Source organism: Thiomicrospira sp. (assembly GCF_036568485.1).
Taxonomy (GTDB): domain Bacteria; phylum Pseudomonadota; class Gammaproteobacteria; order Thiomicrospirales; family Thiomicrospiraceae; genus Thiomicrospira.
Window position 1 is genome coordinate 1 of sequence record NZ_DATCSL010000061.1, and the last position, 16110, is coordinate 16110.

The 16110-nt window shown below is 45.3% G+C and carries 18 protein-coding genes; 7 read left to right on the forward strand and 11 right to left on the reverse strand.

Annotated elements, in window-relative coordinates:
* The 6 genes from rluB to VIM91_RS06455 form a co-directional block, all read right to left on the reverse strand.
* The coding region (gene rluB / locus VIM91_RS06430; RefSeq protein ID WP_331863993.1) for a 23S rRNA pseudouridine(2605) synthase RluB at positions 1-758 on the reverse strand (758 nt) is incomplete at its 3' end.
* A 73-nt stretch (positions 759-831) separates the two neighbouring features.
* Positions 832-1425: an SMC-Scp complex subunit ScpB gene (gene scpB, locus VIM91_RS06435; protein WP_331863994.1), complete on the reverse strand. Its 594-nt coding sequence runs from the start codon at positions 1423-1425 to the stop codon at positions 832-834.
* A 59-nt stretch (positions 1426-1484) separates the two neighbouring features.
* Positions 1485-2276: a segregation and condensation protein A gene (locus VIM91_RS06440; RefSeq protein WP_331863995.1), complete on the reverse strand. Its 792-nt coding sequence runs from the start codon at positions 2274-2276 to the stop codon at positions 1485-1487.
* A gap of 1 nt (position 2277) precedes the next feature.
* Positions 2278-2943, reverse strand: a complete 666-nt coding sequence (locus tag VIM91_RS06445; protein ID WP_331863996.1) for a site-2 protease family protein — start codon at positions 2941-2943, stop codon at positions 2278-2280.
* Complete coding sequence (locus VIM91_RS06450) at positions 2940-3563, reverse strand: L-threonylcarbamoyladenylate synthase (RefSeq protein WP_331863997.1); 624 nt, start codon at positions 3561-3563, stop codon at positions 2940-2942. The genes VIM91_RS06445 and VIM91_RS06450 overlap by 4 nt, the downstream gene beginning before the upstream one ends.
* Positions 3564-3659: 96 nt before the next feature.
* Positions 3660-4487 (reverse strand): PHP domain-containing protein, encoded by an 828-nt coding sequence (locus tag VIM91_RS06455; RefSeq protein WP_331863998.1) that lies wholly within the window; start codon positions 4485-4487, stop codon positions 3660-3662.
* A 100-nt stretch (positions 4488-4587) separates the two neighbouring features.
* Between VIM91_RS06455 and VIM91_RS06460 the strand changes: the two genes are divergently transcribed.
* Genes VIM91_RS06460 through VIM91_RS06480 form a run of 5 tightly spaced genes read left to right on the forward strand, consistent with a single transcriptional unit; the run spans position 4588 to position 7401 of the window.
* Positions 4588-5181 (forward strand): septation protein A, encoded by a 594-nt coding sequence (locus VIM91_RS06460; protein ID WP_331863999.1) that lies wholly within the window; start codon positions 4588-4590, stop codon positions 5179-5181.
* Between the two features lie 18 nt (positions 5182-5199).
* Positions 5200-5487 (forward strand): YciI family protein, encoded by a 288-nt coding sequence (locus VIM91_RS06465; protein WP_331864000.1) that lies wholly within the window; start codon positions 5200-5202, stop codon positions 5485-5487.
* A gap of 18 nt (positions 5488-5505) precedes the next feature.
* A complete protein-coding gene (gene lexA / locus VIM91_RS06470; RefSeq protein WP_331864001.1) occupies positions 5506-5967 on the forward strand; it encodes a transcriptional repressor LexA in 462 nt (153 codons plus the stop codon).
* On the forward strand, positions 5964-6464 hold the full coding sequence (locus tag VIM91_RS06475; protein WP_331864002.1) for an asparaginase domain-containing protein: 501 nt from the start codon (positions 5964-5966) through the stop codon (positions 6462-6464). The genes lexA and VIM91_RS06475 overlap by 4 nt, the downstream gene beginning before the upstream one ends.
* Positions 6465-6495: 31 nt before the next feature.
* On the forward strand, positions 6496-7401 hold the full coding sequence (locus tag VIM91_RS06480; protein ID WP_331864003.1) for a DMT family transporter: 906 nt from the start codon (positions 6496-6498) through the stop codon (positions 7399-7401).
* A 118-nt stretch (positions 7402-7519) separates the two neighbouring features.
* Here the strand turns inward: VIM91_RS06480 and VIM91_RS06485 are convergent, their stop codons facing one another.
* Entirely contained in the window at positions 7520-7756 is a 237-nt protein-coding gene (locus tag VIM91_RS06485) for a helix-turn-helix transcriptional regulator (protein ID WP_331864004.1), read from the reverse strand.
* Between the two features lie 110 nt (positions 7757-7866).
* Between VIM91_RS06485 and VIM91_RS06490 the strand changes: the two genes are divergently transcribed.
* Together VIM91_RS06490 and VIM91_RS06495 are read left to right on the forward strand one after the other, a co-directional pair.
* On the forward strand, positions 7867-8106 hold the full coding sequence (locus VIM91_RS06490) for a hypothetical protein (protein WP_331864005.1): 240 nt from the start codon (positions 7867-7869) through the stop codon (positions 8104-8106).
* Complete coding sequence (locus tag VIM91_RS06495; protein ID WP_331864006.1) at positions 8103-9200, forward strand: LPS O-antigen chain length determinant protein WzzB; 1098 nt, start codon at positions 8103-8105, stop codon at positions 9198-9200. Before VIM91_RS06490 ends, VIM91_RS06495 begins: the two co-directional genes overlap by 4 nt.
* 118 nt (positions 9201-9318) lie before the next feature.
* Here VIM91_RS06495 and yjgA read toward each other — a convergent pair whose 3' ends face one another.
* From yjgA to smc, 4 genes are all read right to left on the reverse strand, one after another.
* Positions 9319-9864 (reverse strand): ribosome biogenesis factor YjgA, encoded by a 546-nt coding sequence (gene yjgA / locus VIM91_RS06500; RefSeq protein ID WP_331864007.1) that lies wholly within the window; start codon positions 9862-9864, stop codon positions 9319-9321.
* Positions 9857-11905, reverse strand: coding sequence for an NAD-dependent DNA ligase LigA (ligA, locus tag VIM91_RS06505; RefSeq protein WP_331864008.1), 2049 nt, complete (start codon positions 11903-11905; stop codon positions 9857-9859). The genes yjgA and ligA overlap by 8 nt, the downstream gene beginning before the upstream one ends.
* Before the next feature lie 6 nt (positions 11906-11911).
* The gene (locus VIM91_RS06510) at positions 11912-12721 is read right to left on the reverse strand and encodes a cell division protein ZipA C-terminal FtsZ-binding domain-containing protein (protein ID WP_331864009.1); all 810 of its coding nucleotides are present in this window, start codon (positions 12719-12721) and stop codon (positions 11912-11914) included.
* Positions 12718-16110: chromosome segregation protein SMC (gene smc, locus VIM91_RS06515; protein WP_331864010.1), on the reverse strand; the 3393-nt coding region annotated here is incomplete at its 5' end. The genes smc and VIM91_RS06510, both read right to left, overlap by 4 nt.

Genomic DNA, 16110 nt, shown 5'->3' on the forward strand with positions numbered 1-16110 from the left:
CGAACTTCGCCCGGTAAATCCACGCTTTTTAGCAAGGTATTCACCTGCATCCAGTTTAAAGCTTGGGTTTTACCACGACGCAAATTACGCGGCAAACTGAAATCAGCATAACGTGTGCGCATTAAACGGCTCACTTGCACGCCTTGCGATTCCCATAAACGACGCACTTCACGATAACGCCCTTCTTTTAACACCACACGGTACCATTGATTTTGCGCGTCTTCTTCTGATGGTAAGCGAGACACCACATCAAACTTGGCCAAGCCATCATCCAACATCACACCTTGACGCACATTGGTGAGCATCTCTTCGGTGACTTCACCAAAAATACGCACCGCGTATTCGCGTTCGATTTCATAGGATGGATGCATTAAACGGTTGGCTAATTCTCCATTATTGGTCACCAATAATAGTCCACTGGTATTAATATCCAAACGGCCAATCGTAATCCAACGGCCATTTTTAATGTGTGGCAGTTGATCAAAAATGGTATCGCGGGCTTTTTCATCGGAACGAGTGCAAACCAAACCTTCGGGCTTGTGATAAAGCAACACCTCGGTCGGTTGTTTGACCAAACGCGTTGACTTAACACTATTGCCACGCACTTGGATCTTGTCGTTTTCGGTCGCGCGATCACCAAGTTTGGCGGTGCGGCCATTTAACTGCACTTGACCTTGTTCTATCATGCGCTCAATTTCACGACGCGAACCATAACCGCCACGTGCGAGAATTTTTTGGAGCTTTTCACCTGTAATCATGACAACCTTTACGTATTTACTGTGTTTGTATTATTAATTTGTGGATTTTACCATTACCCGAGCGGCGGGGAATTTATAAATCCAAATCGATGCGGTTTTGACTTTGCTCTTGTTCCTGCTCTTGAATAAAACGCTGAACAATCGTCTCAAGCTGGTCGACCAAGGCTTGTTTGCTTGATAAACCTAAATCCTCTAATAATTTAGGCGTTGTGCCCCATAAAGTTGGGTGACCGGGGACGTCTTTTTGGCCTAACGCTTTGATCCAACCTTGCTGTTTGAGTTGCGCCATAATCGGCGAACTTACCGACACCCCACGAATCGCTTCAATCTCAGCACGTGTAATGGGTTGGCGATGCGCCATAATTGCTAGGGTTTCTAATAAAGCACGCGATAATTTAGGCGGGTTTTGTTGGTAGAGTTTATACACCCAATCTAAATAATCATCCGCTACCTGAATTCGTACGGCCTCGCCTACTTCGGCCAATACCAGGCCTGATCCGGCTAAAGACTGCTTAATCTCAGCCAGCACTGTTTGTACATCCGCGAGTTCAATATCTGGATATTCCAGCTGCAGTAATTCAAATAAAGTTTGCGCACTTAAGGGTTGGTCGCTACTAAAAACTAAGGCCTGCACAATCGGATAAAAATTTTGTTGGTTTTCGGTCATGAATTTAAGACTTGTGTCATGGGTTAGAAATGAGTTGGGTGTTAGAATCGTGAAGTCATTTAAGCCGCTCGACGAATCGAAATATCGGCATAAGCTTCATCTTGTTGTAATTCAATTTGTTGCTGACGCCAGAGTTCTAATAATGCAATAAAAGTCACCACCAGGCCTGGTTTGCCTTCTTGTGCGACCAGTAAATCCAGCATTGAAACCGGTTCTAAGCTAATTTGGCTTAACACCCATTCAATTTTATCGCTAATTTCGATTGGGTCCTCACTCACCTGATGCGCAACTTTAGTTAAAGCACGTTGCAATACGTTTTGTAAAGCGGCGGTTAAATCATCTAAATCAATTTGGGCGGTCACTTCCGGCGGGGTTTCAACTTCAATTGAAATCGGCCAAACATCACGTCCAACGATTTTTAAGCTGTCGAGCCAACGCGCGCCTTGCTGATAAGCTTCGTATTCTAAGAGTTTTTGCATCAGCTCTATCCGCGGATCGTCTTCGTCTTCATCCTCTTCGTCCAAGCTAGGCGGCTTAGGCAATAATAAACGCGATTTGATTTCGGTCAGCCAAGCGGCCATAAACAGATACTCACCCGCCAGCTCAATATCCAACTGCTGCATTAAACCTATATATTCCTGATATTGGCGCGCAATTTCAAACACCGGAATATCGCGAATATCAAATTTGTTGGTGCGAATCAGATGCGATAGTAAATCCAACGGGCCTTCAAAATCCGTTAACAGGACTTTTAACGCATTCGGTGGAATATATAAACCCTTGGGCAAATTGACCATAGGTTCGCCCTGCACAATCGCTAATGGCAGAGAGAGCTGCTGAGTGGCTTGCATGCTAAAGCACACCAAATACTTGATAAATCAACTGCTGCAAAAAGCCATAAGGCCCCATTAAGATTGGGCCTAAAACACCAAAAAATAACAAGCCCAATAAAATGAATAAGCCATAGGGTTCGAGACGGTTATATTGCCAAGCCCATTCACTGGGCAAAAACGCCGACAAAATTCGGCTGCCATCTAGCGGTGGAATCGGCAACAGGTTTAACACCATCAAAATCAAATTGATACTGACGCCCGCAATGCCGGAATAAATCATAAACTGGCCGATACCAGGCTGGCTAGCCACCAATATAAAACCGAGCTTTAATACCAGCGCCCACAATAATGCCATTAATAAATTGGCTGTCGGGCCAGCGATCGCGACCCATGCCATATCGACTCGCGGATTACGCAGGTTTCTCATGGTCACTGGCACGGCTTTCGCCCAACCAAATATAAAACCACCAAACCATAACAAAGCCACTGGTACGATAATCGTGCCGATTGGGTCGATGTGTTTAATCGGGTTTAAACTCACTCGACCTAACATACGCGCGGTTTTATCGCCGAGTTTTTCGGCCATCCAACCATGTGCGGCTTCATGCAGTGTAATCGCAAACAACACTGGCAAGGCCCAGACCGCGAGTTTTTGCATTAAATCTAGCTGGTCTAACGGCATCATTCGTTAAATGCTCCTTGCCCTTGACGCACTAGTACCGGCTCTTCTTCAGTAAAGTCGATAATCGTGGTGGGTTCAAAACCACTAAAGCCACCATCTAACACCGCATCCAGCGCGTGACCCAACGACTCTTTAATCGTCCAGCCATCCGTCATGGGCAATTCTTCGCCCGGTAAAATTAAGCTCGCGGTCATTAAGGGTTTATCAAAATAAGCGAGTAAATCTTGGGTGATTTTATTGGGTGTGATGCGCAAACCGATGGTTTTGCGTTTTGGGTTTTGAATCCGACGCGGTACTTCACGGCTAGCTGGCAAAAGGAAAGTATAAGGCCCTGGCAAATGTGCCTTTAAATAACGAAACTGCACATTCCCCACCTTCGCATAATGCGATAAATGGCTCAGATCATTACACATTAAAGTAAAATCATGTTTATCGGATAACTGACGGATTTGACGAATGCGATCCGCGCCCTCTTTATTATCCAGCAAACAGCCTAATGCATAACCTGACTCAGTCGGATACGCAATCAAGCCGCCTTTGTTCAACACCTCGACCACCTGTTCAAGCAAGCGTGGCTGAGGGTTTTCGGGGTGAACATTTATATATAAGCAATCTGTCGCCATTTTGGTTGAACCGTTTGTTTTAATAAAAGAAATTATAACGCTTTCATAGGTGAATTAAGCAACAACCAGGCCTGGTTGTTGGGTCTGGCCGAAAATTTATCCAAGCGCCTCATAAATCGGTTTGACCCCTTCAGGTAACTCGGCCAGCCAGCCCAAATTTCGCCAGCGATGTTCTGGACTGTGAAAATCCGAGCCCATGGAAGCATAAAAACCATAACGTTTAGCGCGATCCGCCATACCAACCGACTCAGAAGTTCGATTAGGCGAGGTGACGACTTCCAAACCTTGACCACCGGCGTGAGAAAAAGCCTCCAGCATTAAATTCAATTTGCGACTGGTGAGTTTGTATTGCCCTGGGTGAGCCACCACCGCTATGCCACCCGCTTCAACAATGAGCTTTACCGCATCTTCTAACGCTGGCCACTGTGCATTAACAAAAGCGGATCGGCCGGTTTTTAAAAACTTATCAAATGCCTGCGAAATACCACTGACATATTGACGTTCAACTAACACCTGCGCGACATGTGGACGCCCCGCCACACCCTCGCCAACCAACTCTTTTACACGTGCCATCATGCACGGATGACCACGCTTCATGAGCTTTTCATTGATTTGTGCAATACGTTGCCAGCGCAAATCACGAATTTCTGACAACATCGTCTGCAATCGGTCATTCGCTACATCCACATTCAAACCCACAATATGAATGGTGCGGTTTTGCCACAACACCGACACTTCGACGCCCGACGTTAAACGCAAACCTTGTTGTGCGGCATAATCTTTGACCTGTTCATAACCTGCGGTGGTGTCGTGATCGGTGATCGCCAACCAATCAACCTGCTTCTCAATCGCCAAATCCACTAATTCTTGTGGGGGCAAAGAGCCGTCCGATGCACGTGTATGACAGTGAAAATCAACTTTCATTCTAGTGAGTTCCCCTTTAGAATGAGCCATTCTATTAGTCGAGACTGACGAAAGCCAGTTTTTTAGCCCGAATACTTTGAAGTGAATAACACCCAAGCTTATGAAATTATTATTTGACCTGTTTCCCGTTTTCCTATTCTTTATCGCCTATAAGATGTACGACATCTATGTAGCCACTGGCGTGATCATTGTCGCCACCATTATTCAGGTTTCCTATTTATACGCACGCCACAGACGGGTTGAAAAAATCCACTTGATTACCCTTGGTTTAATTGTATTGCTTGGCGGCGCGACCTTGTTATTGCATGATGAGCGTTTTATTGCCTGGAAACCGACGATTGTAAACTGGGGCTTTGCCTTAGTGTTCTTAGCCAGTCATTATGTGATGGGCAACAAACCAATTGTACGCCGCATGATGGATGCGATGATTGAATTGCCCGACCAAATATGGATTCGTTTGAGTTATTTATGGATTGGTTTTTTCGTATTCAGCGGCCTAATTAACCTATGGGTTTATTACAACTTCTCATTAGATGCTTGGGTCAACTTCAAACTTTTCGGCTTAATGGGTTTAACCTTCGCCTTCATTTTATTGCAAGGGCTTTACATTAGCCGCTATACTCAGATTTCCAATAATGAAGAAACAGAATCATCAAACGATAGCGGCGACTCAAACCGCAGCAAACCTGATTAAACATTCAAAGGAACGGCTATGCTTTTTTCTATTTTTGCTTATGATGTTGAAGATAGTTTACCGCTGAGACAACAAGCGCGTCCGGCTCACGTTGCACGATTAGAAGAGCTTTATGCACAAGGGCGACTCATGTTAGCTGGGCCCAACCCTAATCTTGATTCAGAAGGCTTTAGTGGTAGTTTAATCGTGGCTGAATTTGAGAGTTTTGAAGAAGCTAGCAAATGGGCAGAAACCGATCCCTATATGACCGAAGGCGTCTACGACTATGTCGATGTCAAACCATTTAAATTGGTGTTCCCTAAATAACAAACGGAGAGCCTAATCATGTCAAACGTGGCCTTTTTAATTCCCAAACGTCAACAAAAACTGCAATTTGAAGCCACTGAACCCTTAGAGTTATTGGATGTCGATTTTGTCGAAATTCCTTTACTGGGCTGGACATCGGCTGGTGATCCCATTCAAATGGAGCTCGACTACGATACTGTGTCGGTGCCACAATCTTTGGTCAAAAAAGAAACCTTTGCTTTAAGAGTTAAAGGTAATTCGATGATTGATGAGCACATTCAAGATGGCGACATTGTGATTATCGAGCGCCGTAATTCGGCTGAAAACGGTGAATCGGTCGTTGTGCGCATCAATAACGAAGAAGTCACGATGAAAAAACTCTATGTCGAATCGACCGGCGTTCGTTTACAGCCCGCCAACCCAGACATGAAACCGATTATTCTTAAAAACGAAGATATCCAGATTTTGGGTATTGTACGTGGTATTTTGCGCCAATCATGAAGTCCAGCGCTGACATTGCCCTACTCGCCTGTGGCGGCACGCTTGATAAAGACTACAACGCTTTAAACGGCGAACTAGATTTTAGCCAAAGCTATTTGCCCGAACTGCTAAAACAAGCGCGCCACCAACTTAATCTCCGGCTCGAAACGCTGATGTTAAAAGACAGCTTGGATATGACTAAAGCAGATCGCGAACATGTTCTAGAGGCTTGTTTAAATGCGCCAGAACAACAAATTGTCATTACACATGGCACCGACACCCTCACCCAAACCGCCGAATATTTAGCTGATCACATCAACCAACAAAAAACGATTGTGTTAACCGGCGCAATGCGCCCATTTCGGCTGGGCGAATCGGATGCTGGTTTTAATTTAGGTGCGGCACTAATGGCGGTACAAACCACCAGGCCTGGTGTTTATATCGTTATGAATGGCCGATTATTTGAAGCCCATCAGGTTCAAAAGAACCGCCAACTTGGCGTGTTTGAAAGCCTATAACCTTATTCACTTGCTTGCAAGAGAGCTTTAAATGCGCGTATTCCTAGCCTATTTGATGGTCATCGCCATCTGGACCACCACGCCTTTAGCCATTAGCTGGAGCGGCGAAGCCGACTGGTTTTTTGGGGTCGCCGCACGCATTATTTTAAGTGCCCTGGTGATTTTACCGCTGGTGTTTTGGTTTACTAATCGACCCTTCTCGTTTGCTTGGTCGGCACTAAAAGTTTACGCTTCTGCGTCGATTGGCTTACTGGGCGGTATGACCTTAATCTATTGGTCGGCGCAAACCATGCCATCGGGCTGGATTGCCTTAATCTGGGGTCTTAATCCGATTATGACCGGCTTGCTTGTGCATTATCTGATGATTGGTCACAAACTCACACCCAATAAGTTGCTGGGCATTTTTATCAGCATGGCTGGGCTGATACTCGTCTTTGCACCTAACTTAGACACACATCAAGCTAGTTTACAAATCACCGGTTTAGCTGTGGCGATATTGGCTGCTTTTTTCCACTCACTGAGCACCGTGTTAGTCAAAAAAACCAACCACGATATTCCTGCCATACACGTGGTTGCTGGCGCACTCTGGATCACCAGCTTGGCCTATATTCTATTTAATCCCAGCGTGTTATTTAACTGGCCAAGTTTATCGTTACGCTCCAGCTTCGCAATTGGATATTTAGTGATTATTGGTTCGGTGCTAGGGTTTGTGTTGTATTACTACGTGTTAAAACACATGGATGCGATTCGACTCGGCATGATCCCAATGATCACCCCTATCTTTGCTTTATTGCTAGGTTACTTCGCCAACGACGAACAACTCAGCCTCACCATCTGGCTAGGAGCCGGTCTGGTGATATTAGGTTTAGCCCTATTTGAACTCAACACTATTCAGCGCCACCTCAAACAAAAACGCTTACTAGAAACAAAAGAGTAAGTAACCACCAGGCCTGGTTGGTTTAGTCGCGCGTCATGTTGAGCGTAGCGAAACATCTCCTACCGAATTTGCTAACGGCTAAGAGAGTCTTAGTTTTTGGCTCAGCATGAGGAGTTGATTATCTTTTTTGACGTAGACTATTTAAACCTTCAACCGGGTCGAATCCCAAGCATTCGCAATACCACACAAACTTCACCACATCTAAACGACGCTGGCCAACTTCAATTTTGCCTATAAAAGAATGGGGTTTATGAATCAATTCTCCAGCTTGGCGCATAGTCAAACCTTTCGCCTCGCGTTGTTCACGCAGCCAATCAGATAAACGCTCAGACTCTGGAGAATAAATAGTTTTCATGCGTCCCAATTATGGGAACAAAGTTAATGTACCTAAATCAGGAACAATTTCTTGCTATCAATGATGCTTAGCACTAGAATTTGTTCCTAATTAAGGTACAGGTGTTAATCATGAAAACTAACTTATCCCAAATTCCAAACCAATCTACCGCTTCACTTATATTTGGCGGTGTTTTAATTCTCATATATCCAAGTCTGTTAACACTCGAAAAGTTGGTTTTATTTTTAGGTTTTAGCCTAGTGCAAATTGGTTTTCTGGCACTCGCTTTCTACCATCTTGAGTGGGCTTTGATTGCTCACTTTAGCTTACTCACCGCACTTTTGATCACAAACCTAAAGGTGCGCGCATGAACCAGACACAGCAAAACCAAGTGACTTCCAACTACGAAGATGAAATTGACCTCTACGAACTTTGGCAAACCATTTGGTCACAAAAGTGGCTGATCATTGGCTTAACATTGATCGTATCTACTTTAGCTACTGTTTATTCAATTAGCCTACCAAAAGTCTATAAAGCGGAGGTAGCGCTTTTGCCACCTTTGCAACAGGATATAGAAGAAATTAACTTTTCAATCGAACCTACAAAAGCGGCTAACGAAAATAAAGACTCTACAACAACAAGTATTAAGTTCGCATACAAATCTCAAGAAGTATTTGATTTATTTAAATCGGAACTTTTATCGAACAGAACGATGGAAGCCTTTTACGACCAATACCAATTAAAGTCATACTTTTTATCTTCTGACCTAGAAAGCACAGAGTCTCAACTAAGAGCTTATAAAAAGTTTGTTGATAGCTTGTCTTATTCGCCACCGGCTAAAAATTCGGCCTTTAACGCGAGTAGTTTAACCATGGAATTTACTGATGCTGAAAAAACAGCAGAGTGGTTAAACCAATATGTTTTTTTTGCCGAAAATAAAACCCGTCAACGCATACTTGATGAAATTAATAATCGATTAGCTCAAGAAAAGAACCAATTAACTAAACAAATTAGTGCTCTCATAAAACAAGAACAAGAGGAACGTGAGAATAAAATTACACGTTTAGAGGAATCATTAGACATTGCAAATAAAGCCGGAATTCATGATTCAATTACCAATAAAGCAACAGGTCAATTTGATGCGGATTATTTGCGTGGCACGAAAATTTTAGCCGCTGAAATTGAGGCCTTAAAAAATCGCGGATCCGACAAAGCTTTTGCTTTAGGGGTTAGTAAGTTATCGGAAAAACTAAAACTTATTGATTCAGTTAAGCTCACCCCTGACAATTTAATCCCTATGCAAGTTGATAAAACTGCAAGCGTACCTAATAACCCCATCAAGCCCAATAAGAAATTAATAGTAGCCGTGGCCTTTGTGCTGGGTGGGATGCTAGGTGTCTTTATTGCCTTAATTCGTGGTGCCGTGCGTAAACGTAAGGCATTGAATTTAGAGTCAGCCGCTTAGACTGATGTAAGTAAACCACTTTTTAAAGTTCCATAAAAAACACCCCATAGACTAATTTGACTATGGGGTGTTTTTTATTATCGCTGAAGCTAGCAATTACTTATTGACTAAACCACCACTACCATTCCAAGCCTTTTAGGTATTGGAATAGAGCACGTGATGACTTAGGCGGTTTTTGCATTTCGGCTTCTTTGATAGCATTGCGGATATGTTGACGCAGTAAAGTACGATCGGCTTGCGGGAAATCCAGCATAAATTCATTCAATGCCTCATCTTGTTCGCTAATTAAACGATCTCGCCAGCGCTCAAGTTTTTGGAAATGCAGGTTTTGTTGTTTTGCGCGCTGCTCTATTTCATCCAACTTGGCTTTAATTTCACTCAATTCGTCTTCGTGTTGACGTAACCATTTACCAATAAATAAACGCTGACGTTTAATCGCAGGGCCTGGATCCATGCGTTTGAGTAACATCAAGGCATCTAACAACTCGCTCGGCAAGCCCATTTTCTTAATCGCACTTTCGCTTAATTCACCCAGTTGCACACCAATATCGGTGACGTGTTGTGCGGCCAGTTTGATGTCGGTGCGACTGCTAAATTCTTCTTGCTCCCAGTCTGAAACCGGCTTTTTGCGGGTTCCTTTACTGACGTTGCGTGGTCTAACCATGTTGCACTCCTGCTAATTCGATAAATTCGGCTTCGCTGAGCACGGCTACGCCCAACTGTTCGGCCTTAGTTAATTTAGAGCCGGCTTTTTCGCCTGCAATTAGATAGTCGGTTTTCGCCGACACACTACCAGCGACTTTGGCTCCGAGAGATTCTAGTATTTGTTTAGCTTCATCACGTGTCATAAGCCCTAAGCTACCGGTTAACACGCAGGTTTTGCCATTGAACACCGAGTCGGCTTGGGTTGTATTGTCCTCTACTTCTGGCCAAACAATGCCGGCGGCCAATAAGCCATCAATGACTTCAAGGTTATGAGTTTGCTGGAAAAAGTCACGAATATGATTGGCGACAATCTCGCCGACATCTGGCACTTCAATTAAATGCTCAAGCTCTGCGACTTTAAGCGCATCAAGCGTTTTAAAATGCTGGGCAAGTTGTTTGGCGGTGACTTCGCCGACTTCTGGAATGCCTAAAGCAAAAATAAAACGCGCCAAGCTGGTTTGTTTAGAAGCGTCAATCGCATCTAGGACATTTTGCGCCGACTTCTGTGCCATGCGCTCTAAGCCGGATACTTGCGCGAGTGTTAAGGCATAAAAGTCGTCAGGATGCTGCACAAAGCCCGCTTCGACCAACTGATTAATGAGTTTATCGCCCAAACCTTGGATATCCATGGCTTTACGCGAGACAAAGTGCTCTAACGCGCGTTTACGTTGCGCACCACAAAATAAACCGCCGGTACAACGATATACCGCTTTATCTAATTCTTTGACCACATCCGAACCACATACCGGACAGGTTTTTGGCATCTCAAACAAATGTGTGTTGGCTGGACGTAAACTCAACACCGAACCAACCACCTCTGGAATCACATCGCCGGCACGACGCACAATTACGGTATCACCTACACGTACATCTTTACGTTGAATTTCGTCAAGGTTATGTAAGGTCGCGTTCGAAACCGTGACACCCGCCACCGATACTGGCTCCAAACGCGCAACCGGTGTAAGCGCACCAGTGCGCCCAACTTGAATATCAATGCCTAATAGCTTGGTCCAGACTTCTTGCGCTGGAAATTTGCGTGCAATCGCCCATCGCGGGAATTTGGAGGTGAAACCCAAGGCTTGTTGCCAAGCAATTTGATCAACTTTATAGACAATGCCATCAATTTCATAATCTAGCCCATCACGCTTGGCGAGCAGATCATCATAATAAGCCACCAGGCCTGCTTGGCCTTCAACCAACTTCGCGAGTGGATTGGTTGGCAAACCCCATTCATGTAATTGCTGAATCACCGCCGTATAACTCTGACGAACAGACCAATCATCGCTGATCGCGCCCCAACCATAACAAAAAAAGCTTAATGGACGCAAAGCCGTAATTTTAGGATCTAGTTGACGTAACGAACCGGCTGCGGCATTGCGTGGATTGGCAAACACCTTATCGGCTTTGTCTAACTGGGATTGGTTGATCTTAGCAAACGCGGCTTTGCTCATAAACACTTCGCCACGCACTTCTAAAACCTCAGGCCAATCGGTTCCACGCAGTTTTAAGGGGATACAACGGATCGTGCGTACATTATGCGTCACGTCCTCGCCTACCAAGCCATCACCACGTGTGGCCGCTTGCTTTAACACGCCCTGTTCGTAACGCAAATTAATCGCTAAGCCATCCATTTTGGGTTCGGCGGCATATTCTATTGGCTGATTATCCGCTAACAATTCGGCTGATTTTAAACGTTCAACTGCGCGTTGATTAAAGCTGGCCAATTCATCATTATCAAACGCGTTGTCTAGAGATAACATCGGCACTTGATGGCGTACTTCTTTAAAACCACCACGAATTTGATCCCCCACTCGCTGACTGGGCGAGTCGGGCGTAACCAATTCAGGATGCGCTTGTTCTATTTCGATTAATTGACGGTAAAGCGCATCATACTGTGGATCGCTGATGCTGGGATCATCCAACACATAGTAGGCATAATTATGCGCTTCAATCTGTTGTTTGAGTTGAGATAACGTCTGTTCAATCGATTGGTCAGGCATGGTGGGTTAAGATTTCGTCGCTTCAAATTCTGAGGCCGCTTCGCGCATAGCTTGCAAATCGGATTCGCGCAGTAAATGACGTTGCATATCATACATACGTCCATTCAGACGCTGCGAAACGCGGCGCGCGGTCATAATCAAATCGTCAACCGCCTTCGAGCCCGCTACCGCACAAGGCAATTCACTAATTAAGGCAACGCCTGGGGTGGTTAGACCTTCGATGGGTTCGGCCGGAAACAACCCAGGCTCCATAATATTCGCCACTTGCAGCGTGACTTTTTGATTGGTTTTTTTAACAAAGGTGCCTTTGTCTGAAAAACTTAAACCGATTGATTTCAAGGTTTGACTCAATTGGTTTAACGAAAACTCTTGGTGTGACGACAAGACTAAAATGGCAAACACTTGCGGCGGGCGCGGCGTTAACGAACCAGGTTGAGTGAGTTCAAGTTCTTCAGGTTGCATATCGTCAATTTCAACGACGGCATCAATATTCGGTGGCGTCAACTCAAAGTCATCGCCGAACGGGAGTTTTGCCTGAGCTTCTGGGACATAGTCTTCCGGTTCAGGTTCGGCGGCTGTTTCAACTGGATGAGGTTTTTGTGTCGCAGGATCGCGCCTTATAGCAGATGGATCTTGAAGCTCCTCGCGCGTGTCAGAGTCATGAGCGCTTACAGATTTTGAACGAATCGGGTCGTCTTGAGGTGACACTTGGTCTTGATCCTGACCCGGTTCTTGATTGCGCTGGCGGCTGAAAAAGTACAAGCCGACCACCACAATAATCGCAAACACCAGCAATACTTGCTGTAACTCATTCATTGACCCGACTCTCCTATCATCTCCACGGCGGCTTCTAAATCGACACTCACGAGTCTTGAGACTCCGGGTTCATGCATGGTGACCCCAATTAAGTGTTTTGCTAATGCCATGGTCGTCTTGTTATGTGTAATAAAGATGAATTGTACCTTCTCTGATAGGCTTCTGACTAGTCCACAGAACCGAATTACATTCGAATCATCTAACGGGGCATCGACCTCATCCAATATACAGAAAGGCGCGGGCTTGAGTTCAAAGATAGCAAAAATAAGCGCCAAAGCGGCCAAGGTTTTTTCGCCACCTGATAAAAGTTGAATACGTGCATTACGTTTTCCGGGCGGTCGAGCCATCACCACTACCCCGCCTTCGAGCGGATCTTGTTGTGGATCTTGCCAAGATAGGCTGGCCTCGCCACCCTGAAACAATTTAGGGAATAAAGTTTTGAAAGATTGATTAACCTGATCAAAGGTTTCCACCAAACGCTGGCGACTGTCTTCATCAATCGTGGTAATCGCCTCTTCAAGCGTTTCAATTGAAGCCTCCAAGTCGGCCACCTGTTGCTGCAAAGCTTCCAGCTTGCTGCTGACCTGGTCATATTCTTCGATCGCGGTCATGTTCACCGCGCCCAGTCGGGTTAAATGCAATTTAACCTGTTTTAATTCGGTTTCTAATTGTTCCATATCTTCTGGTTCAAACCGAATCTGTGCCAGCTCATGGGCATCCAAGCCTTCAGACTCTAAGGTTTTCTTTAAAGTTTGAATCTGTTGCTGTCCATTTTGCAAATGCAACTGACAAGTTACCAAGGTTTGCTCAGCCTGATGATGCGCGGCTTGTGCGGTTTCAGCCTCAAGCTGCGCGACTTCAGTCGCTTGTTTTTGCTTGGCCAATTGGGTTTGCAATAAATCAAGCTGCCCACTTACGCGCTCTAACTGGCTTTGTTGCCGACTTAATTCTTCTGGATCAACCTTCGCTGAACTGGCTAAATGCTGGGCGACTAAATCGGCTTGAATTTGGTCTTGGGTAAGCTGTTGTTGCAACTGCTGGATTTGAAACTTTAAATTTTGCTGGCTTTGCTGGTTTTGATTAATTTGCTGCTCTAAACGCTGCAGTTGCAATTGTACCCGCTCGCGATCACGCTGAATCGGCTGTAACTTATGCTGGGTTTCCGCTAAGGTTTGATTGGCTTGGTCTTCTTGTTCAGAATGCACATCCAATTGTTCTTCTAACGCCTCAATATCTAAGGCTAAATCTTGTTTTTGTTTTTGCAATTGTGATTGTTTTTGTGCCAACTCATTTAACGAGGTTTGATAATGATCCAGCGTTTTTTGATTCTGTTGTTGATTGCTTAACAAGTGTTGGCGTTGATCGTCTAAACGTTGCCATTCGCGTTCGCTTTGCTGCAATTCGGTTTTTAAAGCGTCAAGTTGCTGCTGCAGGGTTGACTGTTGTTGAGCCAAACTTTCAATCCGCGGTGTCATCTGAGCTAACTGCTGATCAAGTAATTTTTCCGATTGCAAAAGTTCGTCAATTTGCGTTTGGCGTTCCAACACGCCATCCAAAGGAGAACCAGTCGGCTGTACAATCGCGTTTTTGCTATAAAGCACGCCAGTTTGATCAATCAACCAGGCCTGGTGGTCGAGTTCGGCTAAATCAGCTTGCAGGCTTTGATGTGAAGAACGTAATCGAATCGAACTCGCCCAGGCTTTCACCAGGCCTGGTTGTTGGATTTTGCTCGCCAAACTACCGGATAAACTCTGTAGGTCGCTTACACCATCTTCTGGCGTTTCCCAAGCCAGTAGCGGCAAGCTAGGAAGTTGGGCTTGTTCATCGAACGACCAGGCCTGGTCTAATATCACGCCTTGAATACGCGCGCCCAACCAAGCTTCGACCGCCAATTGCCAATCTGAATCGACTTTTAAACAATTCAGTAGCGACTCACCCGGATGACGTTCCAGCACATGATCTTGATCGGACTCTAACGATTTTAATAACGAAGCTTGGAGTTTTTGCAGACCTTGACGCTCGCTTTGTAAACGTTGTTGTTCAGCTTGCGATTGACTTTGCTGTTGGCGCATTTGACGCAGGTTTTGTTCAATTTCAGCTAAGGCCTGCTGAGCTTGCGTAATTTTTTCAGCTAACACATGCTGGTTTTGTTTAAGTGGAGTTTGTTGCTCACTTAAAGCATCCAACTGCACTTGACCGGCTGAGGCTTGCACACGATCCAAACTATCCTGCGTCATTGCGATTTGTTGTTGGATATGTTCAAGCGTTTGGTCATGACGAGCTGCTTCGTTTTGCGCTTGTTTTAGGCGTTGCTCAAGTTGCTGGGTTTGCCAATGCGCTTGATGCTGGGCTTGTTCGTGTTGCTGTTTCAAACCTTGTTGTGACGACCAGGCCTGCTCTAACTGATCTAACTCTTCGTCTAGGCGTTCTTGCTCGTACAACAAGGCTTCCGCTTCTTCTTCGACCTCTTTAAATTGAGCCTGCAAAGCCTCAAGCTGGGCTTGGCGCTGAGTTTGCTGTTGTTGATTAAGACTTTGCTGCGCTTGCCATTGCTGAGCTTGTTGATCGGCAAAGCTTTGTTGCTGTTGCAGTTTATCAACCAGCTTATCCAGCCGATGAAATTCGGCTTCAGCTTGATCCACTTCAGACTGCAAGGCTGGCAGTTTTTGGCGATCTAAAATCCAAGCCGTCTGGGTTTTATCCCAAGCGGCCTTGGTATTGGCAAAAGTCTTTTCGGCTTCGCGTAATTGTGTCTGGGCTTGATCCAATTGTTGGTGCAAACTTTGCCATTGCTGGTAATACAGGCTTTTTTCCAGCACCTGTTGGCGCTCGGAGGCTTGCTGATAATCGCGGGCTTTTTCAGCTTGAATAGAAAGATGATGGGCTTGATCGGTTAAGGCTTCGTTTAATACCGCCAGTTGAGCTAGGTTTTCACGCGTGCGTTCTAGGCGTAATAAGGTTTCTTTTCGGCGTGAACGATAAGGTCCAATACCGGCGACTTCTTCAAAATACACCCGCATATCTTCAGGTTTGGCTTCGATAATGCGGCTGATATTGCCCTGCCCGATTAAGGCATAACTGCGTGGCCCTAAGCCGGTACCGTTAAACAAATCAATAACGTCACGGCGCCGACATTTACGTTGGTTTAGAAAGTACTGCGTTCCCTCTTCGCGGTGATGCACACGTTTAACCGAAATCTCCGCAAAACTACTATAGGCACCACCAGCCAGGCCGGACTCATTATCAAAAATCAGTTCCACCGAACATTGGCTAACGGCTTTGCGTTTATCGGTGCCGTTAAACAACACATCATTCATATCCCCGCCGCGTAGCTCACGCGCCGAACTTTCACCCATCACCCAACGCACCGCATCTAACGTATTGGATTT

Bases quoted from the DNA above. Each gene is read 5' to 3' on its own strand.
- VIM91_RS06450 (WP_331863997.1), bottom strand. From the start codon at position 3,563: ATGGCGACAGATTGCTTATATATAAATGTTCACCCCGAAAACCCTCAG.
- VIM91_RS06455 (WP_331863998.1), bottom strand. From the start codon at position 4,487: ATGAAAGTTGATTTTCACTGTCATACACGTGCATCGGACGGCTCTTTG.
- VIM91_RS06465 (WP_331864000.1), top strand. From the start codon at position 5,200: ATGCTTTTTTCTATTTTTGCTTATGATGTTGAAGATAGTTTACCGCTG.
- yjgA (WP_331864007.1), bottom strand. From the start codon at position 9,864: ATGGTTAGACCACGCAACGTCAGTAAAGGAACCCGCAAAAAGCCGGTT.
- VIM91_RS06475 (WP_331864002.1), top strand. From the start codon at position 5,964: ATGAAGTCCAGCGCTGACATTGCCCTACTCGCCTGTGGCGGCACGCTT.
- lexA (WP_331864001.1), top strand. From the start codon at position 5,506: ATGTCAAACGTGGCCTTTTTAATTCCCAAACGTCAACAAAAACTGCAA.
- VIM91_RS06485 (WP_331864004.1), bottom strand. From the start codon at position 7,756: ATGAAAACTATTTATTCTCCAGAGTCTGAGCGTTTATCTGATTGGCTG.
- VIM91_RS06495 (WP_331864006.1), top strand. From the start codon at position 8,103: ATGAACCAGACACAGCAAAACCAAGTGACTTCCAACTACGAAGATGAA.
- VIM91_RS06445 (WP_331863996.1), bottom strand. From the start codon at position 2,943: ATGATGCCGTTAGACCAGCTAGATTTAATGCAAAAACTCGCGGTCTGG.
- VIM91_RS06510 (WP_331864009.1), bottom strand. From the start codon at position 12,721: ATGAATGAGTTACAGCAAGTATTGCTGGTGTTTGCGATTATTGTGGTG.
- VIM91_RS06460 (WP_331863999.1), top strand. From the start codon at position 4,588: ATGAAATTATTATTTGACCTGTTTCCCGTTTTCCTATTCTTTATCGCC.
- VIM91_RS06490 (WP_331864005.1), top strand. From the start codon at position 7,867: ATGAAAACTAACTTATCCCAAATTCCAAACCAATCTACCGCTTCACTT.
- VIM91_RS06440 (WP_331863995.1), bottom strand. From the start codon at position 2,276: ATGCAAGCCACTCAGCAGCTCTCTCTGCCATTAGCGATTGTGCAGGGC.
- VIM91_RS06480 (WP_331864003.1), top strand. From the start codon at position 6,496: ATGCGCGTATTCCTAGCCTATTTGATGGTCATCGCCATCTGGACCACC.
- ligA (WP_331864008.1), bottom strand. From the start codon at position 11,905: ATGCCTGACCAATCGATTGAACAGACGTTATCTCAACTCAAACAACAG.
- scpB (WP_331863994.1), bottom strand. From the start codon at position 1,425: ATGACCGAAAACCAACAAAATTTTTATCCGATTGTGCAGGCCTTAGTT.